Origin of the sequence: Streptomyces sp. NPDC005181, from assembly GCF_040608395.1 — a bacterium.
Classification (GTDB): domain Bacteria; phylum Actinomycetota; class Actinomycetes; order Streptomycetales; family Streptomycetaceae; genus Streptomyces.
In genome coordinates, this window is record NZ_JBEXID010000002.1 from 1 (window position 1) to 25,484 (window position 25,484).

At 67.9% G+C, this 25,484-nt stretch carries 23 protein-coding genes, 1 rRNA gene and 1 pseudogene; 10 read left to right on the forward strand and 15 right to left on the reverse strand.

The features are described 5' to 3' along the window. Positions 1-92: ribosomal RNA gene (rrf, locus tag ABZV38_RS01875) — 5S ribosomal RNA — on the forward strand; the annotation flags it as partial. Positions 93-192: 100 nt separating this feature from the next. Then, a complete protein-coding gene (locus ABZV38_RS01880; protein ID WP_356323498.1) occupies positions 193-753 on the forward strand; it encodes a GNAT family N-acetyltransferase in 561 nt (186 codons plus the stop codon). 81 nt (positions 754-834) lie between these two features. On the opposite strand, the gene ABZV38_RS01885 is transcribed toward ABZV38_RS01880, so the two are convergent. From ABZV38_RS01885 to ABZV38_RS01930, 10 genes are all read right to left on the reverse strand, one after another. Continuing rightward, the gene (locus tag ABZV38_RS01885; RefSeq protein ID WP_356323500.1) at positions 835-2,364 is read right to left on the reverse strand and encodes a type IV secretory system conjugative DNA transfer family protein; all 1,530 of its coding nucleotides are present in this window, start codon (positions 2,362-2,364) and stop codon (positions 835-837) included. Position 2,365: 1 nt separating this feature from the next. Beyond that, positions 2,366-3,784: an ATP-binding protein gene (locus ABZV38_RS01890; protein WP_356323502.1), complete on the reverse strand. Its 1,419-nt coding sequence runs from the start codon at positions 3,782-3,784 to the stop codon at positions 2,366-2,368. 19 nt (positions 3,785-3,803) lie between these two features. Next, positions 3,804-5,354 (reverse strand): SCO6880 family protein, encoded by a 1,551-nt coding sequence (locus ABZV38_RS01895; RefSeq protein ID WP_356323503.1) that lies wholly within the window; start codon positions 5,352-5,354, stop codon positions 3,804-3,806. Further along, the gene (locus ABZV38_RS01900; protein WP_356323505.1) at positions 5,351-6,724 is read right to left on the reverse strand and encodes a hypothetical protein; all 1,374 of its coding nucleotides are present in this window, start codon (positions 6,722-6,724) and stop codon (positions 5,351-5,353) included. Before ABZV38_RS01900 ends, ABZV38_RS01895 begins: the two co-directional genes overlap by 4 nt. Next, complete coding sequence (locus ABZV38_RS01905; RefSeq protein WP_356323507.1) at positions 6,714-7,592, reverse strand: hypothetical protein; 879 nt, start codon at positions 7,590-7,592, stop codon at positions 6,714-6,716. The genes ABZV38_RS01900 and ABZV38_RS01905 overlap by 11 nt, the downstream gene beginning before the upstream one ends. Before the next feature lie 188 nt (positions 7,593-7,780). Further along, positions 7,781-8,095, reverse strand: a complete 315-nt coding sequence (locus tag ABZV38_RS01910; protein ID WP_356323904.1) for a hypothetical protein — start codon at positions 8,093-8,095, stop codon at positions 7,781-7,783. Positions 8,096-8,398: 303 nt separating this feature from the next. Then, positions 8,399-9,055, reverse strand: a complete 657-nt coding sequence (locus tag ABZV38_RS01915; RefSeq protein ID WP_356323509.1) for a DUF402 domain-containing protein — start codon at positions 9,053-9,055, stop codon at positions 8,399-8,401. Between the two features lie 210 nt (positions 9,056-9,265). After that, entirely contained in the window at positions 9,266-9,517 is a 252-nt protein-coding gene (locus tag ABZV38_RS01920; RefSeq protein ID WP_356323511.1) for a DUF397 domain-containing protein, read from the reverse strand. Then, on the reverse strand, positions 9,510-9,698 hold the full coding sequence (locus ABZV38_RS01925) for a DUF397 domain-containing protein (protein WP_356323513.1): 189 nt from the start codon (positions 9,696-9,698) through the stop codon (positions 9,510-9,512). Before ABZV38_RS01925 ends, ABZV38_RS01920 begins: the two co-directional genes overlap by 8 nt. Before the next feature lie 11 nt (positions 9,699-9,709). Next, positions 9,710-10,561, reverse strand: a complete 852-nt coding sequence (locus ABZV38_RS01930) for a helix-turn-helix transcriptional regulator (protein WP_356323515.1) — start codon at positions 10,559-10,561, stop codon at positions 9,710-9,712. 213 nt (positions 10,562-10,774) lie between these two features. Between ABZV38_RS01930 and ABZV38_RS01935 the strand changes: the two genes are divergently transcribed. After that, entirely contained in the window at positions 10,775-11,230 is a 456-nt protein-coding gene (locus ABZV38_RS01935; protein ID WP_356323517.1) for an ATP-binding protein, read from the forward strand. A gap of 60 nt (positions 11,231-11,290) precedes the next feature. On the opposite strand, the gene ABZV38_RS01940 is transcribed toward ABZV38_RS01935, so the two are convergent. After that, complete coding sequence (locus tag ABZV38_RS01940) at positions 11,291-12,793, reverse strand: MFS transporter (protein WP_356323519.1); 1,503 nt, start codon at positions 12,791-12,793, stop codon at positions 11,291-11,293. A gap of 125 nt (positions 12,794-12,918) precedes the next feature. Between ABZV38_RS01940 and ABZV38_RS01945 the strand changes: the two genes are divergently transcribed. Then, the gene (locus tag ABZV38_RS01945) at positions 12,919-13,668 is read left to right on the forward strand and encodes a TetR/AcrR family transcriptional regulator C-terminal domain-containing protein (RefSeq protein WP_356323521.1); all 750 of its coding nucleotides are present in this window, start codon (positions 12,919-12,921) and stop codon (positions 13,666-13,668) included. Positions 13,669-13,814: 146 nt separating this feature from the next. On the opposite strand, the gene ABZV38_RS01950 is transcribed toward ABZV38_RS01945, so the two are convergent. The 4 genes from ABZV38_RS01950 to ABZV38_RS01965 all read right to left on the reverse strand — a co-directional run bounded on the left by ABZV38_RS01950 (position 13,815) and on the right by ABZV38_RS01965 (position 18,721). Then, on the reverse strand, positions 13,815-14,315 hold the full coding sequence (locus ABZV38_RS01950) for a DUF4328 domain-containing protein (RefSeq protein WP_356323523.1): 501 nt from the start codon (positions 14,313-14,315) through the stop codon (positions 13,815-13,817). 301 nt (positions 14,316-14,616) lie between these two features. Then, positions 14,617-15,681, reverse strand: coding sequence for a type III polyketide synthase (locus tag ABZV38_RS01955; RefSeq protein ID WP_356323525.1), 1,065 nt, complete (start codon positions 15,679-15,681; stop codon positions 14,617-14,619). A gap of 620 nt (positions 15,682-16,301) precedes the next feature. Then, positions 16,302-17,507: a cytochrome P450 gene (locus ABZV38_RS01960; protein WP_356323527.1), complete on the reverse strand. Its 1,206-nt coding sequence runs from the start codon at positions 17,505-17,507 to the stop codon at positions 16,302-16,304. A gap of 203 nt (positions 17,508-17,710) precedes the next feature. After that, positions 17,711-18,721: a DUF1259 domain-containing protein gene (locus tag ABZV38_RS01965; protein WP_356323529.1), complete on the reverse strand. Its 1,011-nt coding sequence runs from the start codon at positions 18,719-18,721 to the stop codon at positions 17,711-17,713. A 355-nt stretch (positions 18,722-19,076) separates the two neighbouring features. Between ABZV38_RS01965 and ABZV38_RS01970 the strand changes: the two genes are divergently transcribed. From ABZV38_RS01970 to ABZV38_RS01995, 6 genes and pseudogenes are all read left to right on the forward strand, one after another. Then, positions 19,077-19,475, forward strand: a complete 399-nt coding sequence (locus tag ABZV38_RS01970; protein WP_356323531.1) for a hypothetical protein — start codon at positions 19,077-19,079, stop codon at positions 19,473-19,475. Further along, a complete protein-coding gene (locus tag ABZV38_RS01975; protein WP_356323533.1) occupies positions 19,472-21,262 on the forward strand; it encodes an alpha/beta hydrolase in 1,791 nt (596 codons plus the stop codon). Before ABZV38_RS01970 ends, ABZV38_RS01975 begins: the two co-directional genes overlap by 4 nt. Before the next feature lie 23 nt (positions 21,263-21,285). Further along, on the forward strand, positions 21,286-21,801 hold the full coding sequence (locus ABZV38_RS01980; protein ID WP_356323906.1) for a hypothetical protein: 516 nt from the start codon (positions 21,286-21,288) through the stop codon (positions 21,799-21,801). Positions 21,802-21,984: 183 nt separating this feature from the next. Then, a pseudogene (locus tag ABZV38_RS01985) lies at positions 21,985-23,656 on the forward strand (alpha/beta hydrolase). After that, complete coding sequence (locus tag ABZV38_RS01990) at positions 23,653-24,219, forward strand: hypothetical protein (RefSeq protein ID WP_356323535.1); 567 nt, start codon at positions 23,653-23,655, stop codon at positions 24,217-24,219. Before ABZV38_RS01985 ends, ABZV38_RS01990 begins: the two are co-directional and overlap by 4 nt. 108 nt (positions 24,220-24,327) lie before the next feature. After that, a complete protein-coding gene (locus ABZV38_RS01995; protein ID WP_356323538.1) occupies positions 24,328-25,338 on the forward strand; it encodes a bifunctional lytic transglycosylase/C40 family peptidase in 1,011 nt (336 codons plus the stop codon). Positions 25,339-25,484: the final 146 nt, after the last annotated feature.

Sequence of the window (25,484 nt, forward strand, 5' to 3'; positions counted from 1 at the left end):
CGCCCGGTTACATTCCGAACCCGGAAGCTAAGCCTTTCAGCGCCGATGGTACTGCAGGGGGGACCCTGTGGGAGAGTAGGACGCCGCCGAACAATTATTCCGGGAAAGCCCCGCACCTCTGGTGCGGGGCTTTCCTGCGTTCACGGGCAGAATTTTTTTGCTCGGGAAGGGGAACTCGGAGAGGATCGGTTTATGGACTATGTGATTCGCCCCGTACGCGCCGAGGAATGGGCGCTCGCCAAGGAGCTCCGGCTCGCCGCTCTGCAGGATCCTGTGGCGCCGGTGGCCTTTCTGGAGACGTACGAGCAGGCCGTGGCCCAGCCCGACGAGTTCTGGCAGGGCCGCACGGTCGGTGGGGCCGAGGCCAGTGGTGACGAGGTGCGTCAGTTCGTCGCCGAGGCGCCCGACGGGAGCTGGGCGGGGTCGGTCAGCGTGCTTGTCGAGCGGCCGGACGGGGATCTGCGGTTCGGTGAGCCGGCCAAGGTTCACCAGGCCCATGTGGTCGGGGTGTTCGTACGGCCGGAGGCGCGGGGCAGTGGGCTGGCCGAGCAGTTGTTCCGCGCTGGGGTCGACTGGGCGTGGTCACTGGGCGAGCCGCGGATCGAGCGGGTGCGGCTGTATGTGCACGAGAACAATCCGCGGGCCGCTGCCTTCTACCGGCGGTTCGGTTTCGTACCGTCCGGGGCGACCCTCGCCGTGCCGGGCGATCCGACGGCGCTGGAGCTGGAGTACGAGATCGTCCGCCCCGTCTGACGTCTTCAGTACCCGCTCGGCGTACTGTCGGCCCGCTCGGCGCCTGAACTCCCGTTCCTGGCCACTGTTCCGGCCGCTGCGTTACGGCTGGAGCGGGGAAGTCCAGCGGGCTCGGGCCTGTTCCTGAGAGCGGAGCAGGACCAGCGTCGGCAGGCCGTGGTCCTGGCCCGTCGAGAGCAGCTCCGGGAGCTGGGGAAGGGGCGCCACGGCCGCGACGTCGTCGAGGACGAGCGTCATTGGTGGGTCGAGCCGACCGTCGGTTGACCGTGCGGCCATGCGGCGGCCGTGCTCGACCACGTGTGAGGCGAGGGCGGTGAGCAGGGGCATCGCACCCGGTCCGGAGCGAGGATGTTCGATGGGTTCACCGACCACATAAAGCGTGCCCCCTTCGCCCGCAAAAGATTCCAGTGCGAGCGCATCGGATCGGTTCGGTGTGCAGGCTTCGCGGATGTGGACCGAGGAAAGTGCGGCGAACGCCCGTACCGTCAGGGCCTGTGCCATCTCCCGGCGTTCGGGATGACCGGTGAGCGCGGACTCCAGCAGGCCGGCGAGTCCGGAGGCGGCCTTGGGATGGGTGCGGAGGAGCCGCACCGGTTCATGGGCGTTGCCGCCGAGGGCCCAGCGGTGCACCTGGCGGAACGGCCGACCGTCTATGGCGGCGGCGTGCAGCCAGCACTGGAGGAGGGTCTCCGCGGTCTCGGCCGTCATCGCGTCGAGACGGGCCTGCGGCCGGACCGGGGCGAGGAGAGCGATGGCGCGGGCGGCCGCCGTGTCCGTGGCGTCGCACCCCGCGGTGGGCGACCAGTGGAGGCGGGCCGGGGTGTCGCAGAGGTGACCCGGGTCGTAGACGAGGACCGGGCCGAGTTTGGCGCGGGCGTCCTTCGTCTCCGCCCAGACGGTGGGGTCGGACGTGACGACGAGGGCCGGTCCGTCGGCCTCCCGGATGGCCTGGACGACGGTGGGACGGCGGGTGGCCGCCGGGCCGTAGACGACGAGGGGCGTGCGAGGGGAGGGGACGGCCGGAGCGAGGGGGAGGACCTCTGTCCGGAGATCGGCCTCGGCGGGCGCTTCTGTGGCTGTGGCTGTGGTCGTGGGGGCCGGCTCAGGGGCGGGGATCGGTGCCGCAGGGGCGGTTGCTCCTACGGCTTCCACCGCTTCCACTGCGGCGGGCTCGGCGTGCTGCATGTGCCCCGCGTAACGGTCCTCATAATCTTCCTGTCGGCGCTCTTCCCGTCGGCGTGCCCGTACCGCTCGCCAGCGGGTCACCACGCCCATCACGAACACCGTCAGCACCATCAGCACCATGAGTTCGCCGATGAACAGGCCCCAGAACAGCCCATATCCGGAGAGCTCCCCCGCCGGTGTGCCGGGCCAGGCGGCCGGGATGTCGTGCGGGCCCGCCGCCAGCCGGCGCATGGCCAGTGGGGTCTCGGTGAAGGTGACACCCTTCGGCCAGGCGCCGTGCGTGAACAGTCCGGACAGGCCGGTGGCCGTCCAGACGAGGACAGTCAGCCCGAGCAGGAAGCCCAGCAGGCCGACCAGCAGACCGTCCGGGACACCGCCGGTGCCGCCGGTGTTGGGTCCGGTCTGCTGCTCTGTGCGTCCCGCCATGTCATGCCACCGTTGACTCGGACGACTCGTTCAGTCGTTGCAGGTGCTCGATGCGTGCCGCGCGCTGCTCCGCCTCCAGCTCCGCGGCTCGGACGTCCTCCGGCAACTGATCTGCGACAGAGGACTCGGTCATGGCGCGGTCGGTGTAGACGAGGGGGCGTTCCGCTTCGGTGATCAGGTGTTTGACGACCTGTACGTTGCCGTTGACGTCCCATACCGCGATGCCGGGAGTGAGGGTGGGAATGATCTCGACCGCCCAGCGGGGCAGGCCGAGTACGCGCCCGGTCGCTCTGGCCTCGTCGGCCTTCTGCGCGTAGATCGTCCGGGTCGAGGCCATCTTCAGGATCGCCGCCGCCTCGCGTGCTGCGGCCCCGTCGACCACGTCGCTGAGATGGTGGACGACGGCGACGAACGACAGGCCCAGCCGTCGGCCGAATTTCAGCAGGCGCTGGAAGAGCTGGGCGACGAACGGGGAGTTGATGATGTGCCAGGCCTCCTCGACCAGGAAGATGCGTTTCTTCCGGTCGGGCCTGATCCAGGTGTGTTCCAGCCAGACGCCGACGATGGCCATCAGGATCGGCATGGCGATCGAGTTCCGGTCGATGTGCGACAGGTCGAAGACGATCAGCGGTGAGTCCAGGTCGATGCCGGCCGAGGTCGGGCCGTCGAACATGCCGCGCAGGTCGCCGTCGACCAGTCGGTCCAGGACGAGGGCGACATCGAGGCCCCACGCCCGTACGTCGTCTATGTCGACGTTCATCGCCTCGGCGGACTCGGGTTCCGGGTGGCGCAGTTGCTCGACGATATCGGTGAGCACCGGCTGCCGGTCGGTGATCGTCTGGTTGACGTAGGCGTGCGCGACCTTCAGCGCGAAGCCGGACCGCTCGTCGAGGCCGTGGCCCATCGCGACTTCGATGATCGTACGGAGCAGAGCAAGTTGGCCGGTCGTGGTGATCGAGGGGTCCAGCGGGTTGAGCCGGATGCCGCCGTTCAGGGCCGAGGTCGGGTCGAGCCGGATGGGGGTGAGACCGAGCTCCTGGGCGATGAGGTTCCACTCGCCGACGCCGTCCTCGCCCTGCGCGTCGAGGACCACGACCTGGCGGTCGCGGAACCTGAGCTGGCGGAGCACGTACGTCTTCTCGAGCGCGGACTTGCCGTTGCCGGACTCGCCGAGCACCAGCCAGTGCGGGGCGGGGAGCTGCTGTCCGTACAGCTGGAAGGGGTCGTAGATGTAGCCCTTGCCGGAGTACACCTCGCGGCCGATGATCACGCCGGAGTCGCCGAGGCCGGGGGCCGCGGTGGGCAGGTAGACGGCCTGGGCCTGTCCGGTGGAGGTGCGCACGGGCAGTCTGGTCGTCTCCACCTTCCCGAAGAGGAAGGAGGTGAAGGCATCCGACAACGCGGACAGCGGATCTCGCATGGCGTGACTGTCCTCTCGGTTAGCGACGGATGCCGGTGGCGAACGGCAGCGTGTTCACAAAAGCGCGGTGGTGCTCGCGGTCGCACCACTCCAGCTTCAGGTACGACTTGCCGGCCGAGGCCCGGATCGTCCGCTTGTCGCGGGCGAGGGCCTCGGGTGATCGCGACGACACGGTGATGTACCCCACGAGGTTCACCCCGGCCGCGCCGCTCGCGAGATCTTCACCCCGCTGGTCGAGCCTGCCGTGGGCGGCGATGTCGCGCGGGTCGACGGTCCGGTTCATCTTGGCCTGACGGCTCGCCTCGGCCTCGTCGTTCGTCTTCTCCGTGAGCATCCGCTCGATGGCGACCTCGGTGGGTTCGAGGTCCATGCAGACCGCGACCGTACGGATGACGTCCGGGGTGTGTACGAGGAGAGGGGCCAGGAAGTTGACGCCGACAGGCGTCATCGGCCACTCCTTCACCCATGCCGTGGCGTGGCACCAGGGCGCGCGGGTCGACGACTCACGGGTCTTGGCCTGCAGGAACGTCGGCTCGACGGCATCCAGCTCGGCGGGCCAGGCGTTGCGCTTCGTCATCGCCTGGATGTGGTCGATGGGATGGTCGGGGTCGTACATCGAGTGCACGAGCGAGGCGAGCCGGCTCTGGCCGAGCGGCTGGCGTACGCGGATGTCCGCCTCGGCGAGGCGGGCGCAGATGTCGGTGAGTTCGCGCGCCATGACGACGGCGAGGCCCGCGTCCCGGTCGAGCTTGCGGCCGGCCTGCGGGCGGGCGGCGCGGGCCATGGCGTTCGCCTCGGCGGCCAGTTCGCGGTTGAAGTGCATGCAGGCGACGAGGTAGGCGCGGTGTTGTTCGCTGGAGGTGGAGACCATCGACTGGAGCTGGTCGTACGACTCCTGCAGCCAGCCCGGAGCCGCCTTGTCGCCGCGCTGGGCGACGTCCTTGGCGTGTGCGTCGGGGTCGGCGGGGAGGGTGCGGGCCAGCATCTGAATGCGGGTCACGAAGCCGTCGCCGTTGGCCACATGCTTGAGGAGTGTGCCGAAGCGGTCGACCAGCGCCTCCTGGTCCTCGCTGTCGCGCAGCCCGACGCCCGGTCCCTCGATCTCGATCGCCGCGGTGACGGTGCGGCGGTCGGCGTGCAGCAGTACGGCGATCTCATCGGGGCCGAAGGGTGCGGCCAGCCAGTTGATCCGGCCGATGCCGGGGGGCGGCCCGATCTCGATCTCGCGGCCGTCGGCCCGTACGCCTGCTTCCATGGCGGCGGAACGGTACGCGGTGCCGCGGCGCAGGGACCGCTTGAAGCTGCGGTTGATCTCGAACCACTTGTAGAAGGTGCGGTGCTTGTACGGGACGTACACCATCGCCAGCGCAACCAGCGGGAAGCCCGTGAGCAGCACGATCCGCAGGGACAGGACGGGGACGATCAGCCCGCTCATCATGCCGAGGAACGCGCCGACGATGATCAATGCGATCTCGCCGGTCTCGCGGTTCTTGCCGACGATCGCGTTCGGCCGGGCCCGGCCGATGAGATACGTACGGCGGGGCGTGACCGGATGGGACTGGGTCGTCAACGCCCTCCACCTCCTGTGCTGTTGTTACCTGAGCTGCCTGTACCGCCGCCTCGGGGGGTGCGGCTGCTGTGCGGGGTGCCGGACGTGGGTCCCGATCCGCTGCGGGGCGGAGGTGCGGCGGAGGGGACAGATCCGCCGCCGACCCCGCTCCCGGCGGTGTCACGGGAGCTGTGCGCGGCCACCCCGCCGCTGACCGGGTTGGCGGGCCTGCCGCCGCTGCCGGATCCGGCGCCGCTGTCGCCGCCCCCGCCGCTGCGGCTGCTGTGGGTCTTGATGCCCTGGGAGACGAGAGCGGCCGGGGAACTGATCAGGGCGGCGGCCTGGGCGCCGTCGGTGGCCTGCTTGCGGTTGGTGCGGGCACCCTGGATCTCGTCGCCGAAGCCGGGCACGAACCGGTAGATCATCGCTGAGGCGAAGATGGCGAGCAGGATGATGGCGAGGCCGGAGACGACCGCGGAGAACGCGTTCGGCCCGCCGTCGGAGGAGAGCGCGCCGGCCAGCCCGAGGACGATGACGATGACCGGCTTCACCATGATCACCGCGATCATGATGCCCGCCCAGCGGCGGACGTGGCCCCACATGTTCTTGTCGACCAGCCCGGAGTAGACGACGACGCCAAGCAGCGCGCCGACGTAGAGCAGGGCCGCCCGGATCACGAGCTCCAGCCAGAGCACGCCCGCGGCGAGGATCGACACGAGCGAGACGACGATCAGCATGATCGGTCCGCCGCCGATGTCGGAGCCCTTGTCGAGCGCCTCGGCGAACGCCCCGAAGAAGACGTCCGTCTGCCCGCCGGAGGACGACGCGATGACGTCGGTGACCCCGTCGGTCGCCGAGACGACCGTGTAGAGGATCAGCGGCGTGAACGCGGAGGCGAGCACGGTCAGCCAGAGAAACCCGACAGCCTCGGAGATCGCGGTGGCCACCGGAACACCACGGATGGCGCGCTTGGCCACCGCGAGCAGCCAGAGGACGAGCGTGAGGACGGTGGACGCGGCGAAGATGACCGCGTACTGCTGGAGGAACTTGGGGTTCGTGAAGTCGACGTTCGCGGTGCCTTTGACTGCCTCGCTGAGCTTGCCGACGATCCAGGCCGCGGCGTCGGCGCAACCGCGGGCGAGCGAGGAGAGGGGGTCGAGGGCGTTGGCGGCGTCGTCGGGGGAGGTGGTGCTGGGGCTGCCGGCGTCGCCGTTTTCGCAGTAGTCCTTGGCCGGGCCATGGATGAGGTCGCAGGCGTTGTTGCTCTTACTCGGGCTGGGGCTCGGCGACGGGGCAGCGGCAACTCTTGTGGCCAGCAGGATGGCGGACACCTGTACCGCTGTCACTAGCGCTGCGACAGACCTCACGCGTCGATACGGACTACCGGGCATAGGTGAAGCCTCCGAACCCATTGACCGCGCCAGCGATCTCGTCGGCACTGGACGCCCTTGTGTCGCTTCCCACGGGGGCGGGACCGTCCTTCTGGGAGTGGGTGACGGCCTTCCAGTCGCCATCGATCCACTCCAGCACCATCGTGATGGTGAACCAGCCATCCGTTACGGGCTTGGTTGACCCCTCGCCCGCCAGCCCGATCAGGCCCGTGCACCAGACCTCTACGGTGATCCGGTCACCGGAGTTCTTCGTGACCTTGGTGCCGATGGGCGTGGTGCGCGAGATGAAGGTGAAGCCTTCAGGGGTTGATCCGTCTTCGTTGAGGCCGACGTTCTTGAAGAACTGCGAGGAGTAGGCCTGGTCGAGGGTGCTGCGGAACCCGTTTACAGAAGCGGGCGCAATGACGGCGTTCAGGATGCTGTCCCGTTTGGCCTTGTTGAACATCTCGGCTGAGCCAAGCGCCACCGAGTAGTTCGCCGCCGCGCTCTGCGCACCCTGCTCGTCATGCGCGAACCCCGACGCGATCGCGCCGTTCTTCCCCTTCACCGGCTTCGTGCCCGTCGCTGCCGTCGGCGCCGCGCCGGCCTTGCTGTCGCCGTTGTTCCCGCCCGAGGAGCCGCTGTCGTCGCTGCCCCCGCCCATGTTCGCGAACGCGATAGCAGCGATGAGCAGAACGACCACGCCGACCACCATGACCAGGGACCGCGAGCTGCGGGCCGGGCGGCGGCTGCCGCCGAAGCCGTCGCCGCCTGCGCCGTCGGCAAATCGGGTACGGGTCTGGCGCGTACCGCCGAGGGTGCTGTATCCATCGTCTGTACGGCCCGAGCGCGAATCGTTGCCGTAGCCGTGATCGTCGCCGAGACTCATGCCGCGTTGGCCCCCTCAACCGTGTGCGATTCCGCGTAGTACGACGGTAGCCGTGCTGGTTCCCGCGTGGGCGCGGTGTGGTGACTCGACATCAGGGAGACGCAACCTCTGCCGGTGGGCACGACGGACGGGTGGTGTGGGAGCGGAACCGGGGCGGGAACGGCACCTCCGGGCAGGTTGGCGGACGGTTAGATGGCCATCCCGTAGACGATGGTGAACAGGGTTCCCAGCGATCCGATGATGAACACACCGGTCAAACCGGCAACAATCAGACCCTTGCCTTGTTCCGCGCTGAACGTGTCGCGCAGCGCCGTCGCGCCGATGCGCTGCTTGGCCGCTCCCCAGATGGCGATGCCGAAGCAGAGCAGAATGGCAACGGCCATGACGACCTCGATCATCACCTTGGCTTCGTCACCCAGGGCTCCGAACGGCCCCCACTTGGGAGCGATGCCGTTGATGATGGTGCTGATATCGCCCTTATCAGTGTCAGCTGCCAGGACCATGTAAGTCACCGCCCCTGTTGGGTAGTTCGCTTCCCCTGCCGTACGACAAGGGTCACTCTCTATCTTCGCTGATGAATCCGCCCACGTACGACGACTTGGCGGCTCTCTTTCATGGGATCTCGCACGTTTGATCGGTCCGACCGCCCTGACCTGCGGATCGAATCGGTGTATGACCGAACACATATGGTTACTCTGTGTATCACGGAGGGTGACCCCGGGCAACGATTGGCATCCCGCCACCCTGGCCGAGGCCCGCTTCGTTTCCGTAACTGCACCCATCAGGGCAGGCGGGGTGAGGGGCAGTCAGAGAAGGGGGCGGCGGGGGCCCGGCGGGCGGGGCGGTGTCGTCCAGGTCTTCGGCGGCCGGAAGTCGCACCAGGAGCCGTCAAAGGGAAAGGTTCCGGCCTCGGCGAGCCGTGCGACTCGCGCGCCCTCGGCGCGGATGGCTGCCGCTTCGTCGGCCGACCAGTAGACGGGGTGGCCGGTCTTCTCGGCGAAGGACTCCTCGTCCTTCCACTGCCAGGACCGGTCCGGCGCCACGTTGATGTCGAGCTCGTGGTCGGCGATGTCGATGTCATCGCCGTGGTGGACGCGGCGCTCCAGATTCACGTACCAACCACGGAACTTCCCCCTGCGGCCGAAGAGCCAGAGTACGGAATGTGCGGCGCCGGTGGGCTGATAGAACAGGGCGCTGCCCATCGGCCAGCGGCCGGGGACCACCGGGTATCCGGCGGCAGGCCGGTCGTCCGGGGCGATGTCGCGAAGATGCGCCCCTCCCGGGAGCTCCGTGCGCCACATGGGCGCGCCTGTCTCCATCCACACCAGCTGGCCCTCGTCCGTGCGCTCGACGAGACGTACGGGTACTGAGGCGCTCAAGTGGCCGCCGATGAAGAAGTTCCAGTGCAGAATCCGGCCCGGCACATCGTCCGTGATGTTGATCAAGCGCGCGAGACGGTTCATGGCTCAGTCCTTGCTGCCGGGGCCTGACGGTGGCGATGTGCTCTGTTGTGCCCGGACAGCAGCGGGTTCAATGCGCGGACGGGTTCGTTGCGTGGCGAACGCCGGCCGGTCGGGCGAGCAGCGAACAGTTCCGAACGGTTCCGGAGAAGCAGCCGGTGAGTTGGCGGGAGCACACCGGCTCGTGCGGTCCGACAGGCCGGCGCCGAGCGGTCAGGACAGGGTGGCCGGGCCCTGGTTGTCGAGTGCGGCGAAGTGGTCGAACTCGCCGGCGATGACGCCCTTGGTGAAGGCCTCCCATTTCGTCCGGGTGGTCGTGACGATGGTGGTCGGGTCGCCGGTCTCTCGAAGGTGGACGAGCTCGTCCGGGCCGAAGGCGAGCTCGATCCAGGGGCCGGGGCCCTCTTCACCCTCGGGAGCGGCGCGGACCCAGGTGAGGTCGGCGGCTACGTCCCGGTCAGCCATGGTTGGTGCCGTCCTTGACGCTTCGGAGGAGGGCGGCCCAGGCGGTGGGGGTGGTGCGGAGTATCGCGCCGGTGGGGTCGCTGCTCTCGGTGACGTTGATCGTGTTGTCGTGGGCGGCGACGTGTACGCAGGACTCGCCCTGTCCGCAGTACGACGACTTCTGCCACTGGTGCGAGGGCATGGTGGGCTCCTTCACAGCTCGTTGACCAGGCTATGGATGAAGTCACGGGACTTGGCCGGTGTCAGTGCGACCGCCTCCATGCGGGCCAGGAGGAGGCGGTAAGCCTCCAGCTCTGCCTCGGCGTCCACCAGAGCGGGGCCGTGCGACTGGTCCAGGGAGACGGTGTCGAGTCGGGGTGCCGATCCGCGTACGTACAGGATTGTCTGGCCTGATCCGGGATAGGCGCCGATGGCGAACGGGATCACCTGGATCGTGATGTGCTCGCGCTCGCTCTGTTCCAGTAGATGGCGCAGCTGGGCCTTGGCGATGGTCGTGCCACCGACCGGTACGCGGAGCGCTGCTTCGTGGATGACCGCTTGGTACGGCGGCGAAGCTGTGCGGTAGAGGATGGCCTGTCGCTGGAGCCGGTGGTTCACTCGGTGTTCGATGTCCGAACGGGAGAACTCGGGTACGACCTGCCGAAAGATCTCGCGAGCGTGGTCCGTGGTCTGGAGAAGGCCCGGGATATGGGCAGTATTGGCGGACTGCAGTCCGGTTGCGTGGTGCTCCAGTTCGGCGATGTCCAGCAGAGGAGCGGGCAGGACCTCGCGGAACGTCTCCCACCAGCCGGGCGTGCGCTCCCCGGCGAGATCCAGCAATCCCTGGATGTAAGCGGTGTCTGAGCAGCGATAGTTGCGAGCCATGGCACGCAGTCGCTCCGGACTCACACCGAAACGGCTCGCCTCGATGTTGCTGAGCTGGGCCTGGCTGATGCCGAGCAGGCGCGCGCCCTCAGTGGCGGTGAGCCCTGCGCGATCTCGCAACCTGCGCAGTTCGGTCCCGAGGCGTAGTCGCCGGACGCTGGGATTGCCTCTGAGCGCCATGCGTCAACTCTCCTTGCTGGACACAGTGGTGATGGCGTCACTCACACGAGTGCTTCTCTCAAGCAATTGTCGATCGGGCAAATACTTTATGCGGTGAGCCGCTAGCTTGAGGTCCAGGCCGTCCGCCCGGAAGTACCCCGCTCGACGGAGCGGCCTCGTCACCGGGCAACCAGAAACGCACGATCCAACTTCCCTCCGCGATCGGAGACTTCCATGGTTCTGGCCACCGTAACGCCGCCCTGGACGTACACCCTCCAACTCCCACAGGATCCCCGTGCCCCCGGCGTAGCCCGTACCACCCTCCGTTCCGTCCTGCGCGTACACGGCATGAGCGGGCTCACCGAGACCGCGGAACTCCTGGCGGGCGAGCTGGTCACCAACGCCTACCTGCACTCCACGGGCCCGTACTCCCTACGTCTGCGCGACGCCGGGCGGGATCGGATCAGGCTGAGCGTCTGGGACACCAACCCGCACATCCCGGCCCCGTTCGAATGGAGCGCGGAGGCACCGGCGGAGCTTGCCGAGCGTGGGCGTGGGCTCTATCTGGTCACTCTCTGGGCGGACAGCTGGGGTGCGTACCCGATGCGCGGTGGCCTGCCGGGGCAGGGCGGGAAGCTGCTCTGGGTGGAGTGTGCAGCGAAGGCGGAGGAAGAGAGGGGGCACGCGTAGCGGGGCCTCATCCGGTGAAGCGGATGAGGCCCCGCTGGTGGGCACCGTGCTTTGGCGAGGTCAGGAGGCGATGAGTTCGGCCTCGTCCGCCCGGGCTGCGGCGGGCTCGGGCTTGGCGTCGCGCATGACCAGGGTGGCCAGGAGGGCCGCGGCGAGGACACCGATCGCGCTGATGGTGAAGGTGGTCGACATCGAGGCGGTGAAGGCTTCCCCGGCGGCGTGGACCAGCGCGGTGTCGCCGTTGGCGGCGGCCAGTGCGCCGACGATCGACTGCTTGGCCTGCTCGGGTGCGTCGGCGGGCATCTCGCTGCGGAAGCCGCTCGTCAGGAGCGAGCCGAGGATGGCGATGCCGAGCGCGGTACCGGCCTGCTGGATGGTGTCGTTCAGGGCCGAGCCGACGCCAGCCTTCTCCGCCGGGATGGTGCCCATCAGCGCGCCGACCGCGGCCGGCATCGCGAGGCCGGCGCCGAGGCCGAGCAGTCCGAGCGCGACCGCCGGGACGGTGAAGCCGGAGTCTGCCGAGACGGTGGTCAGCAGCGCGAAGGAAGAGGCCATGACGAGCATCCCGCCCAGCACCAGGAAGCGGTTGCCGATCTTCGCGGCGAGCCCGGCGCCGGCGGCGTTGCCGATCAGCGCGGCGACGGCCAGCGGCACGAACGCGAGGCCCGCCTTGACCGGCGAATAGCCGAGCACGAACTGCAGGTACTGGGTGAGCACCAGCAGCAGGCCGCCGTTGCCGATCTGCACGAGGGTCAGCGAGAGCGAACCGCCGCTGAAGTTGCGGTGCTTGAACAGGACCAGCGGCACCATCGGCGCGGGGGTGACGTTCTCCCAGACCACGAACCCGCCGAGGGCGACTACCGCGACGGCCAGGGTGATTGCCGAGCGGCCGCCGAAGGCGCCGTGCTGGGGGAGCTCGATGATCCACCAGATCAGGGCGGTCATGCCGACCGCGGACAGCACCGCTCCGATCGGGTCGGGCTTCTGCCACGGCCCCTTCGACTCCGGCATGAGGATGAGGGCCGCCAGGACGGCCAGCGCCACGACCGGGACGTTGATGAAGAAGATCGAGTGCCAGGAGAAGTGGTCGATCAGTACGCCGCCGAGCACCGGGCTGCCGACCAGGCCGAGCATCGACACCGAGCCCCACGCCGCCATCGCCTTGGGGCGTTCCTCCTCGTCGAAGACGGTGATGAGGATCGACAGCGTCGAGGGCATGATCAGCGCTCCGCCGACGCCCATCGCGACCCGCGCTGCGATCACCTCGCCGGGGTTCGCGCAGAAGGTCGCGGCCAGCGATGCCGCCCCGAAGAGCAACAGGCCGATGATCACGATCTTCCGGCGGCCGAACCGGTCGCCGAGGCTGCCGGAGGTGAGCAGGAGCCCGGCGAAGACCAGGATGTAGGAGTCGAGGATCCATTGGATGTCCTGGGCGCTCGCGCCGATGTCCTCGGTCATCGACGGCACCGCGACGGTCAGCGCCATGCTGTCGACCACCAGGATCAGCGTGCTGAGGCACAGCACGAGGAGAATCCACCAGCGGCGCGGATTACGGGTTTCCATGGGGTTTCCTCTCGGCCTGCGCACGATGTTCCTGCGATGCGAACACTGTACGCACGTGAGTACGGCGTTCGCAAGGTCCCTTCCTGTACGCTGAATGCGAACGCTGTACGCCTTGAAGGAGGGTCATGGCCGCCAAGACGAACCCGATCCCGTCCGTGTGGGCCCGGCAGCAGCCCGCGCCCGACCAGCCCGCACTCAGCCGGGCCGCGATCGTCCGCGAGGCGATCGCCATGCTGGACGCCGAGGGCATCGAAGCGCTGAGCATGCGCAAGCTCGGTGCCCGCCTGAACGCCGGCGCGACCTCCCTCTACCGGCACGTCGCGACCAAGGACGAGCTGATGGAGCTCGCGGTGGACGAGGTCGCCGCCGAGATCACCGTCCCCTCCCCGGACTTCGTCCGGGGAGACCCCAAGGCCGACAGCGCCGACTGGCGCGCCGCCGCCACCGAGGCCGCCCGGTCCTTCCGGGCGACCGCCCTGCGCCACCCGTGGCTGTCCTCGGTCCTCGGTCAGGCGGGCCTCGCCTACCTGGGCCCCAACCTCATGTCCTTCTCCGAGCGACTGGCCGTCCTGTTCACGGCCGCCGGCTTTCCCGAGCCGAGCCGTGCGATCGACACCGTCCTGTCCTACGTCATCGGCATGAGCACCACGGAGGCGGCCTGGCTCACCACGGTCGCCCGCTCCGGCGAGACCGAAGCAGCCTTCATCGCCCGCCTCATGCCTGCCGCCCAGCGGGCCGCGGCCGGCCACGACCACCTCGCCGACGCCTACGCCGCCCCCGTGGCTCTCGACCCCGTCGAGATTCGCGAAACCAAGTTCGCCTACGGCCTGGAAGTCGTCCTCGACGGCCTGGCGATGCGGCTCCCGCGCGACTGAACATGTACCGAGGACGGTCGGTTCCGTGTCGCCGGACCTGGCGGGCTCGGGATGTCCGGACGGCGATCTCGAAGCGGGTAGAGCCGCACGGCCCTTGGTAGTTCAGTGCTCCCGGCGTGGTCGCGAGCCAAACCGTTGCAGGGCGGTCAGGCAGCCGGCGACTCGGCCGGTACGTATGTGGCGACGGCCCTCGTCTGCGCGGCGGTGATCCGCTGGATGACCAGGATGACGAGTACCGCGGCGATCAGATACAGCACCTGCGCTGTTACCGAGAGGGCTACGGAGTCGGCGTAGTCCCTGCGGGTGGCGATGACCGCTGCGGTCATGTGCGCGATCCACGTCGCCCACCAGGCGTTGATGAGGGCGACGGTGGTCTCCGGGGCGGGGTCGTGACCGACGGCCCGGTGGATGTCGAGAGCGATACGACGGGGCCGCCACCACATCAGCACCGGCGTGAACCAGGCGCCCACCGCCCAGCCCGGTGTGTGGGCGAACGGGCCGACCGACAGCGCCTGGGCGTTGTACCGGCATCGGCGGAACCAGAGGAGGAAGGTGACGAGCGTGGCGAGCCCCACGAGGAAGGAAGCCGACACGTAGCGGGAGTAGAAGAGCCCGTGGTCGGTTGCGTCGAAGAGCCTCGGTCGCATGGGGTCGAGCAGGGCGTACAGCCCTATGAGTATCTGTGCGGCCCGCGCGAGCGATCGAGGACTGCTCGGGACGGCATCGGACGGTCATGTCATGGCCGGTGAATGTAGCCCATCGGGACCGGCCGGATTCCGGCGGCACGGGCGCTGGTGCGGGGCTGCGGTTGGAGCGGATCACGGGCTGTCCCGTAACCACTGCCCCCGGCCCTCGGGCTGCGGACAGCGCCTGAGGGCCGGGGGCCGGAGGTGGTGCGCCGGAGCCGCGGTCACGCTGCCGGGCGTGCACAACGTGCTGTTGTGCGGCTCAGCCCTCTGCCTCGGGCTCCGAGGTCCAGGTCCCCAGGGAGATCTCGGCGGTGATGCCGGGCCCGAAGCCGGCCATCATGCCGCGGTGGCCGTGGAGAGTTGACGCCTCGTCGAACATGCGGGCCAGTGCGTCGAGTACCACCGCGCTGGCTATGTTGCCGTACTCGGTGAGCGTCGCCCGGCTGAAGCGGAACGCCTCGGGCGGCACGTCGAGGAAGCGGCTCAGGTCGTCCAGGATGCGCGGACCGCCCGCGTGGATGATGTAGAAGTCCAGCTTGCTGGCGTTCCATTGGTGCTGCTCCGCCACGGCGTTGAGGGCCGGGGCGAGTGGCTCCATGGTCCCGGGTACGCGCTTGTCGAGCTGGAAGTGGAAGCCCGTGGACCGGACCGCGTAGGAGATCCAGTCCTCGGTGTCCGGAATGATGTACGAGCCGTTGCGTTCCAGGCGGATCCCGGTGCCGCCGCGGCCCCGTACCACTGCGGCGGCGATCCCGTCGCCGAACAGACCGTTGGACAGCAGGGATCCCACACCCAGATCGGTGGGCTGGTAGCACAGCGAGCAGAACTCGCAGGCGATGATGAGGGCGTTGGCGTCGGGGTACGCCGTGCAGAAGTCGTGGGCCCGGTTCACGGCTGCGCCGCCTGCGGCGCAGCCGAGTTGGGCGATCGGCATCTGTCGTGTCTCCGGCCGGAAGCCCATCTTGCCGATGAGCCAGGCAGTCGGCGGAGGCATCATGAAGCCGGTGCAGGACACGTAGATGATCAAGTCGATCTGTGACGGCTCGAGTTCCGCCTGGTCGAGTGCCTGGCGGACGACAGCCGGCACCCGGTCCTTGGTCTGCGCCTCGTAGACGATGCTGCGGGCGTCGAACCCCGGGTGCTCCAGCACCTTTTCGATCGGCTGGATCAGGTGCCGTTTCTGCACACCGGTGTTCTCGATCAGACGCAGGACGAGACTGAGCTGCGGATGGTCACCGTGCAACCGTTGTGCCAGTTCGAGTGTTTCGTCTTTGGTGATGACGTACTCGGGAACTGCGATTGCCGGCTTGCAGAGTACCGCCATGGATCTCCTCCTAGCGGACGGTGGTCCACACGGCCGAGCCCTGAACAGATCCGGGACATCCGCCGGCGGACGGCCGCCACTGCGGCGCGGTACGCGCGGAATTGCGCGAAGCGGGTCGTTGGTGGTTGCGGTGCCGAGATGCGATGCCCCTGGAGTGGGCGCGGACGGGCCGACCGACGAATGACCAAGTTCTCGCCGTATGGACAGAGGGTTTTCCGCCACACCTTGGCTGGCCCTCGCATCACGCTACGGCAGGCGGATGAGGGTCGCATTTCGGGCAGAACGCGCTGTCGGGGCGGCCCCGATCGTTCCGGGTCCTGCCGGTCTCCCGGGGTGGCGCCGGGCCGGTCACAGCCCCTTCCGGGGCCGATGACAGCCCTTTCCCCGGTGACGGCGCGCGGGCCCCGGAGCCGGGTACTGTCCGGCCCGCGCACGTCCCGTTCCGCTGCCCTTGGCGGTGCGGCCCGTGACAGGGCGGGACGCACCGCGCCGTGCGGGGGCATCACGCACGGCGGGGCGGCCCCGCCGGTGTCCGCGTGCCGTTGTGGCGCTGCTTCACCCGATCGGCGCCGCCCTCGTTGCCGGGCGGAAGGGCTCGATGGCTTGCTGAGATATCGACGTCACCAGGTGACGGGAAGTGCGAGCGGATAGCGCCAGATCGACGTCTTGTTCCACCGCACTTCTTCGGCCGGCTTCGCCAGCCTGAGGTCCGGGAAGCGTTCCAGAAGGGTTCCGAGTGCGACTTGGAGTTCCGTGGCGGCGAGCGGGGCGCCGAGACAGTGATGGCCACCCCAGCCGAAGGTCATGTGGGACGGACCGTTTCGTTCCAGATCCAGCTCGTCGGGCCGGTCGAACTTCCGGCCGTCGCGGTTGGCCGTCAGGTAGGAGACGTGCACGATGTCGCCTGCTCGGATCTTCACCCCGCTCAGTTCCGTGTCTTCCATGGCGACGCGGGGGATGCCGACGCCCTTGCGGAAGGGGATGAAGCGCAACAGCTCCTCGATGGCCTGCGGGAGCATCTCGGGGCGCTCGCGCAGCATGGCGAGCTCTTTGGGCCGGGTGAGCAGGGTGTAGGCGATGTTCCCGATCTGGTACGTGGTGGTGTCCTGGCCGGTGATGAGCAGGACCATGGCCATGACGGTCAGTTCCTGGTCGTTGAGGAGCTCATCCCCGTCGCGGGCGGTGGCCAGCGCACTGATCAGGTCGTCCCCCGGGTTCTCGCGCCGGTCCGCCGTCAGCGTCGTGAAGTAGGCGCGGAGGTCGGCCTTGGCCCGGACGGCGTCGTCCCGGTTGTCGATGGTGGTGTCCATCATGGTCCGCGCGTGGGCACGCAGCTGCGAGCGGTCGGCCTCGGGAATGTCGAGGACCTCGCAGATGGTGGTCAGGGGCAGCGGGGCCGCCAGGTGCTCGAAGAGGTCGGCGGGGGAACCGTGCTTCTCCATACGGTCCAGCAGCTCATCCACCACATGCTGGGTGCGAACCTGCATGCGTTCCATGTGGCGCGGCGCGAAACCCTTGGAGATCAGGCTCCGCAGGCGGCTGCTGGCCGGCGGGTCCATGACGTTGATCGCCTCGTCCTGAACGATGGGTTCAGGAGTCATGCGCGGGAAGTTCTTGCCGATGATGGCGCTGCGGCTGAAACGCCGGTCGGTGGTCACCGTGCGCACGTCGTCGTAGCCGGTGACGAGCCATGCCTCTCCGTCGCCGTGGGGCAGCCGGATGCGGGCAACGGGTTCTTCGGACTGCAGCTGCCTGAGCAGCGGGTCGAATTCGAGGGCCTCGGCATAGTCGAACGGGCAGTTCCGTGGGGTGGCGACTGGTTCCATACGGAGCTCCAGATAAGGGATCTAATGGGTGTTTCATTGACCCAGTGGGATGAACGGGTGATAGGTACCCGTTGTCCACCGGGGCGCGCGCTGCTCCGGGGTAATTGCCCCAGATGAAGTGCCCGCCCCGGTGATGCCGAAGGCTCCTGCGCAGGGACGTCGGGAGCGGGCCCCCGAGAACAACCCGCTCCCTGCCCTGTCGTTCAGCCGGCCGGCGCGACGTTGGTGGCATCCACCGCGGGGCGCAGCCCTTGGGCGAGCTTGACGGCGTCGTCCACGGCCCAGAAATGGGTGAAGAACAGGCGGGGGTTTTCCGACAAGTGGTGGTTGTGCAGCTCGACGAGCTTGATCCCGCCGCTCCGCAGGGCCCCCAGTACGTTCTGGACCTCATCGGCGAGCATGACGCAGTCGCCGCTGAGCGCGGCCCGGCCGCCACCCAGCGGCTGGAAGATGAATGCGCTGGTCGACCCCAGACCGGGAGGCAGCACCAGATGCCCGTCGCAGATCGTCTCGCGGCGGGAGAAGACGACCTTGTAGACCAGACCGTCGATGGAACCCTTGGCGCCCAGCTCGGCCTCGATTCCGTCAATGTCCAGGTCGATGGGGACCGGCTGGCCGGTCGGTACTGGCGGCGGGGTCCCGGTGAGGTCGAATCCCGCGCGCAGGCCGTGCGCCAGGGCCACTGCGTCGTAGCCGTGTCCGTGGACGTGGGTCCACCAGATGTCGGGGCTCTGGGCAAGCAGATGCTTGTGGAGCGCGGTCTGCGAGATTCCGTTCGCCTGAAAGGCGTCGGTCACCTGCTGCAGTTCGTCCTCGGTGACCGCCACATCGCCCATGACCATCGTGCTGCCGTCGGCGTAACGGACGAAGGCCACGTGCGTGCCCAGTGCGAGCGCCGGTGTGATGGTGACGCCGTCGGAGATCACGTGAAGATCTCTGCGGGGGAAGGCTGTGTGGTACGTCGTTCCTCGCAGCATGCTGCCGCGACGACCCAGCTCCTGCGCTACACCGGCCCAGTCCGACTCGGTGGTGGTCACCGGCTTGACCGGCCTGTGAGGCCAGGCCCCGGCCGCCCCGGCGGACACCGCGCGAGCGGCGGCCGGCCCTGCCCCCGCCCCGGCCAGCACCGGTGCCAGTGCGGCAGCGGCCAGCACGCGCCGCCGCGACGTGGCCGCCTGTTTGTACGTGTCCTGCCGTCGGTCTCCAGTCATCATCTGATCTCCTCCATGGCGAGATGAAACCATGAGAAATGTGTGTTATTGGCGTTGACTGGGCCTATGTGGGCCAGATGTGTTTTTTTCGATCTGACCTCGAACGGACCCTTGAGCAGGGCCTTGTGACGGCCTCGAATGTGATCGCTTGTCGCCAAGGTCGTTCTGCTCGACAGAGGCCCGCGTTCGGGTCGTCGCCCTGGTCCGAGGGCCCACCATTCGAGTGAATCCTGCTGGGGGTGAGGCGGGCGGCAGGGCCTTGGGATTCAGGGCCGTACGCCCGCCCCGCGGGCTGCTGCGGTCGGCATGTCGGGCGCGCCGGATTTGGCACAGTGCCGCTCCACGATCAAGGAGCGGGGTGAGCGGCGTGGCCGTGGTGGGCGGGCAGAGGCAGAGGCTGAGTGATCTGGGCGGGGCGGGGGGAGACGGCGGTGGTGGCAGGGATGAGCTGAAGCACAGCGATGGGCCCTGGATGCGGGCCGCCGGGGGAGCGGAGGCGCTGCACACGCAGCTGGGACCGGTGAAGTCCGAGCTGAATACCGCGCATGAGGGCGTTGTGACGGGGACCGCCGGGCTGGACGCACTGGCCGAACTGGGCGCCGTACGCGAGTCGTGGGAGCGGCGGATCGAAGCCGCCCGCGGGGAGTGCCGGAGCCTCGCCGGGAAACTGCGGGACGTCGCTCGCGCCCAGGGCGAGACGGACGAGGCCGTGCGGCAGTCCTTCGCACCGGTGGCGGCGCGCGGTGGTGGGCAGTGACTTCGACGCTCACGTGGTCGCAGTTGCGCGACCTGAAGTGCGCCGAGCTCGAGGGCGCGGCCGACGGATGGGGCCGGGCGAGCAACCGGGCCGACGCGGGCCGGGACAGTATCGACAGGCAGCTGATGAAGGGCTTGCACGGTACGCAGCAGGGCGAGGCGGCCGATGCGGCGATGACGCGGCTGCAGCAGCTGAGCCGGAACTTCCAGTACGTGTACACGGAGTGCGGTCTGCTCCGTACCGCACTGAACAGCCTGGCGCACGAGATGCGGGCCCAACAGCGGGCGTTGCAAACGGCGTTGGACGACGCGGACGCCCTGAAGCTCACGGTGCACGCGAACGGGTCGGTGACATACCCGGAGGCCGGCGAGAGCCTGATCGACGGCAAGCCGCTGCCGGGCGGGACAGCGACCGGAGGAGGACCACCGGGACTGCTGCCGTCCTCGGGGCTCGTCGCACCCAACCCGCACGCGGCAAAGGCGCAGGACATCGCGGACCGGGTGGAGAAGGCCGTACGGACGGCCACGGAGATCGACTGGCGGTACACGCGGATCCTGCGGAAGTTGAAGGCCGAGGAGGGTCTGAAGGTCCCCGACGCCACCTGGACGGACGCGGCGGCGGACGCGGCAGCCGTACGGGGAGCGGCGCGCGGATACCTGAAAGACGCCATCCCGTACGACGCGAGCCCGGCCGAACGGAAGGCGTGGTGGGCCGGGCTGACGCAGGAACAGCGTGAGGAGTACCTCGCGGTGTACCCGGACCGGATCGGCAACCTGGACGGGATCCCGGCGGTGGTACGGGATGCCGCCAACCGGGACAACCTTCAGCTGCTGATCGGGAAGCTGGAGGGACAGGAGGGGGGCAAGGCGGAGACGCAGTTGGCGGGACTGCGGGAGATCGACCGGCAACTGCACGATGACCGGAAGCCGCCGATGTTCCTGCTGGGGATCGGGGATGAGGGGAATGGGCGGGCGATCGTCTCGTACGGGAATCCGGACATGTCGAGGAATGTGTCGGCCTATGTGCCGGGGCTGAATACTTCCCTGGATGAGGATTTTGCGAAGGGGGATCTTAAGCGTGCTCGAGACACGGCGATCGGCACCATTGACCACGATGCTTCCAGTGCGGCGATCGTATGGCTTGGATATGACGCACCGCAGTCACCGGACGGACTGAGGAGCCTAGCGGTAATGGGCGACGACAGGGCTGAAAGGGGTGGTCGCGCATTCAACGGTTTCATGGAGGGGCTGATGGCTACGAACGACAACGAGGACCCGCACCTGACGGCCATTGGGCACTCGTATGGTTCGCGCACTGTTGGAGCTGCCACGCAGCAAGGTGACGGGATTCCCGGAGTGGATGACATCGTCCTCGTCGGCAGTCCCGGTGTCGGTGTGGACCATGCTGAGGATCTCGGAGTCGGGAAGGATCACGTCTTCGTCGGGGCGGCCGACAACGACGTGGTGACCAAGCTTCCTTCCAAGCAGCAAGTTGTTGTCGGTGCGGTGGGGTTGATCGCTGGAGGGCCATCCGTTTCCCATGTCGCTGGAGATCTCGCCGACCCAGGAGATGACGATCTCTGGTTCGGCAAGGACCCGGCTAGTCGGGAGTTTGGTGCGAGGCGCTTTCCGGTAGGTGACGGCCCGCAACTGATCGGCAGTAATGGGATTTCAATCGATGCGCACTCTCAGTACTTTGATCCAGAAAGGGATGCGGTATCGGCGAAAAGTATCGCTCTGGTTGCTGCCGGGCGCTCCCACAAAATCAAGATGGAGGAGTACCGATGAGTCGCCGCTCTCTGGCCATCGTGATGGCACTACTACTGTGTGCGCCGATCTCCGGCTGTGTAAGCGATGGCGAGAGGACAGATATGAACATGCAAGAAGCAGCGGACCACGCCGATGGCATTCTTGATGCTGTGTTGACAGAGATTCAACCGGAGGTTCAATGGGCTCATGGCCCGACCACTACGGGCAGTTGTGATGTGACTCGAAGGCGCACCGTAATGACCATCGTATCGGCGGAGCGTCGAGGCAGCTTCCTGGGCGTCGTAGATCGATTCTGGCGCAAGATCGGATACCGAATCAAGGCGATCAACAATGATGTCGACGTCCCAGCGATCTTTGCCCAGACGAAAGACGGCTTTGGTGTCACCCTCAGCATCGGCGGCAAAGGCCAGGCCTTCTTCGAAGTCGACAGCCCCTGCGTGAAGGAGTCGGAGGTAGTCGAGTCCACCACCAAGCCCAACGGTCCCGCCTACGAGGACGTCTATCCCCTCCCCCGTCCCAACGTCCACTCCGACTTCTGGTCGGCCGGCGCTTCCTGACGTTGCGGAACTTGAGACTCATTTTGGGTCCTGGGGCCCATGCCCTGCCCGGTGCCTGTGTGGTCGCATACGTGGAGATGCGGACCGGCCGCTGATCACTGCACCCACTCACGAGGTAGGGGACTTGCCGTGTCTGGAATACAAGGGTTAGCGGTTCCGGGTGGCGCTGGTGCGGGCGTGGTGATGGCCCGTCCGGGCAGGCGGCCGCTGCCGAGTGTTCTGCAAGCGGTGCTGATCCTCGTCCGCGTGATCTTCGTTGTCACTGTCGTGGGCGCGATCGACGTGCTGACGGTGGCGTCCTCGGTCGATGCGGTGGACGGCCGGTTGCTGGGGATGCTGTTGTACGCGGCATTACCGGGCGCTACCGGGTTCGTACTGTCGCTGTATGTGCGAACCGGTGGCGTCTGGATCTGGCGTGGTCTTTTCGCTGTACATGTCTGGCTCGCCCTGGGCGCGCTGGCATCGCTGAGCGGCGACGGCGGCGACGGCCAAGGTGTGCCTCAACTGGTGATGCCGATCGTCGTCGCCGTTCTTCTTTTTCATCGAAGTCTACGCGCGTGGTTCGAACTCGGTATCGAACAGCGCGGCCCGCGCAAGCCGTTCGTTCCTCTACGGTCGATCACGTCACGCCGGGACCGCGGCCAGAGCGCGATGGAGTATCTGCGGACGGTCCTGGTGGTCGTCGCTCTGGTCGGCGCGCTCATGGCTACGGAGGTCGTACCTCAATGCCCGCATCCCGCACAATGCCACTCCGGCCGGGCACAAGGCGTGGTGGGACGGGCTGACGCAGGATCAGCGGGATCAGTACCTCGCGGTGTCCCCGGACCGGATAGGCAATCTGGACGGGATCCCGGCGGCGACGCGGGACACGGTCAACCGTGACAACCTGCGTGACCTGATCGGGAAGATGGAGGGTCAGGACGACGCGAAGTCGAAGAAGCAGCTGGCGGGGTTGCGGGAGATCGACCGGCAGCTGATGGAGAACGGGAAGCAGCCGCCGATATTCCTGCTCGGTATCGGGAACGAAGGCAACGGGCGGGCGATCGTCTCGTACGGGAATCCGGACATGTCGAGGAATGTGTCGGCGTATGTGCCGGGGCTGAATACCTCCCTCGACGAGGAGTTCGCGAAGAACGACCTCAAGCGGGCCCGGGACACGGCGATCGGTGCCCAGGGGTACGACCGGTCCAGTGCGGCGATCGTCTGGCTCGGTTACGACGCGCCGCAGACCCCGGACGGGCTGGGGAGCCTGGCGGTCATGGGCGACGGCCGGGCGGTGAAGGGCGGTGCCGCCTACAGCGACTTCATGGGCGGCATTGCAGCCACCAATCAGAACAAGGATCCCCATCTGACGGCCATCGGGCATTCCCATGGTTCGCGGACGGTGGGCGCGGCGACGCAGCGCCTCGGTGGGATTCCGGGGGTCGACGACATCATCCTGGTCGGCAGTCCCGGGGTGGGCGTGGACCATGCCGTGGACCTCGGGGTGGGCGCCGGCCATGTCTTTGTCGGAGCCGCGGCGAACGACCCGGTGACCAAGCTTCCGTCCAAGCTGCAGTCGGCCGTGGGCGCCGTGGGGTTGGTGCTGGCGGGGCCCGCCGGGGCGTACCTCGCGGGGGATCTGGCCGACCCGGGGGACGACGATCTGTGGTTCGGCAAGGACCCGGCGAGCAAGGCATTCGGGGCCAGGCGTTTCCCCGTGGCCGATGGGCCGCCGGTGATCAGCAGCCACGGCCTGAGTGGCGAGGCGCACTCCCAGTACTTTGATCCGGTACGGGACGCCATGGCGGCGGACAGCATCGCTCTGATCGTGTCGGGCCACTCCAGCCGGCTCAAGATGGAGGAACAGCGATGAAGCGAATGTTCCAGATCGTTGCGGTGGCCCTGGCTCTCGGCTTCTCGCTGTCCGGCTGTGCGAACGATCCCCTGCGGACGACCGGAGCGGGAGGGAAGAAGGGCACCATCGACATGCAAGGAGCCGCCGACCGGTCCGACGACATGCTCGACGCCGTGCTGCAGGCCATCGAGCCCGAGGTGCAGTGGGCGCACGGCCCGACGACCACGGGAAGCTGCGATGTGACCCGCAGGCGCACGGTGATGACCATCGTGTCGGCCGAGCGGCGCGAGGAATTCCTGGACCTGGTGGAGAAGTTCTGGCGGAAGAACGACTACCGGATCAAGGGGATCAACAACGACAAGGAGTTCCCGGCGGTCTACGCACAGACGAAGTCCGGGTTCGGCCTGAGTCTGAGTTTCCGCGGAAAGGGGCAGGCGTTCTTCGAGTCGGACAGCCCCTGCGTGAAGGAGTCGGAGGTCACCGATTCCGCCTCCGAGCCGAACGGCCCGTCGTACGAAGGTGTCTACCCGCTGCCCCGTCCCCACGTCCGCTCCGACTACTGGTCCACCGGGGCGTCCTGATGCCTGATCAGCGACAGCGACGGCTCCGATGACGGTGGTGATCCGGACAACTCGCACACACCCGCGAAACGGCCCTTGAACCCTGCCCCGATGGGGGATGGTTGAGGGGTGCGCAAATTCTGGGTGGTCGGTGGGATCGGCATCGGGTTGGCCGTGTGCTTCATGGCGCTGCTCGTCGTCGGTACGTACTCCGCTGCCGCCGGCCTCGGCAGCGCCGGCAGCAACGGGGCCGTCGGCCTGGCCAAGGGAGCAGTGCCGGCGAAGTTCCAGCCGCTCGTCCAGAAGTGGGGCAACCTCTGCCCGGCCATCAACCCCGCGCTGCTGGCCGCCCAGCTCTACCAGGAGAGCGGATGGAACCCCAGGGCCCAGAGCCCGGCCGACGCTCAGGGCATCGCGCAGTTCATCCCCGGGACCTGGGCCGGTCACGGGATCGACGGGGACAACGACGGGGACCGGGACGTATGGGATCCGGCCGACGCGATCCCGTCCGCCGCCAGCTACGACTGCGAACTCGCCGGGTACGTGAAGAAGGTGCCGGGGGATCGCACCGACAACATGCTCGCCGCGTACAACGCCGGTGCGTACCGGGTGATCAAGGCGGGCGGCGTACCGCAGATCTCCGAGACGCAGAACTACGTCAAGATCATCCGGTCCCTGGAGAAGAGCTTCGCCCGGCCGGTCGGGCGGGTCGAGCCGTCACGGCAGGCGGCCGGGGCGATCTACTTCGCGCAGAACAAGCTCGGTAAGAAGTACTTGTGGGGCGGGAACGGCACGGCCGAGCAGGGCGGACGGTTCGACTGCTCCGGGCTGACGCAGGCCGCGTACCGGACCGTCGACATCGAGCTGCCGCGTGTGGCGAACGATCAGTACAACGCCGGGCCGCACCCGTCACGGGACGAGCTGCTCCCCGGTGACCTGGTGTTCTTCTCGGACGACCTGACCAACTCCCGGGCGATCCATCACGTCGGGCTGTACGTCGGCGGCGGGTACATGATCAATGCGCCGTACACCGGCGCCGTGATCCGGTTCGACAAGATCGATACGCCCGACTACTTCGGTGCGACACGCGTCACGAAGGACGGGGCCGCGGCGCTTCCGACTGTGCTGCCGACGGTATGACGCGGCGTCGGACATGGCCGGAACTCTCTGTGAAGCCTGGGCCCTGAGCTGCGACGATGAGTCACTCTTCGATAACGTCATGGTGATCATTCGGTGGAGAGTGGAACGTACGCCCGGAGCGTGTCGTTCCCTGGACTGGGACAGCA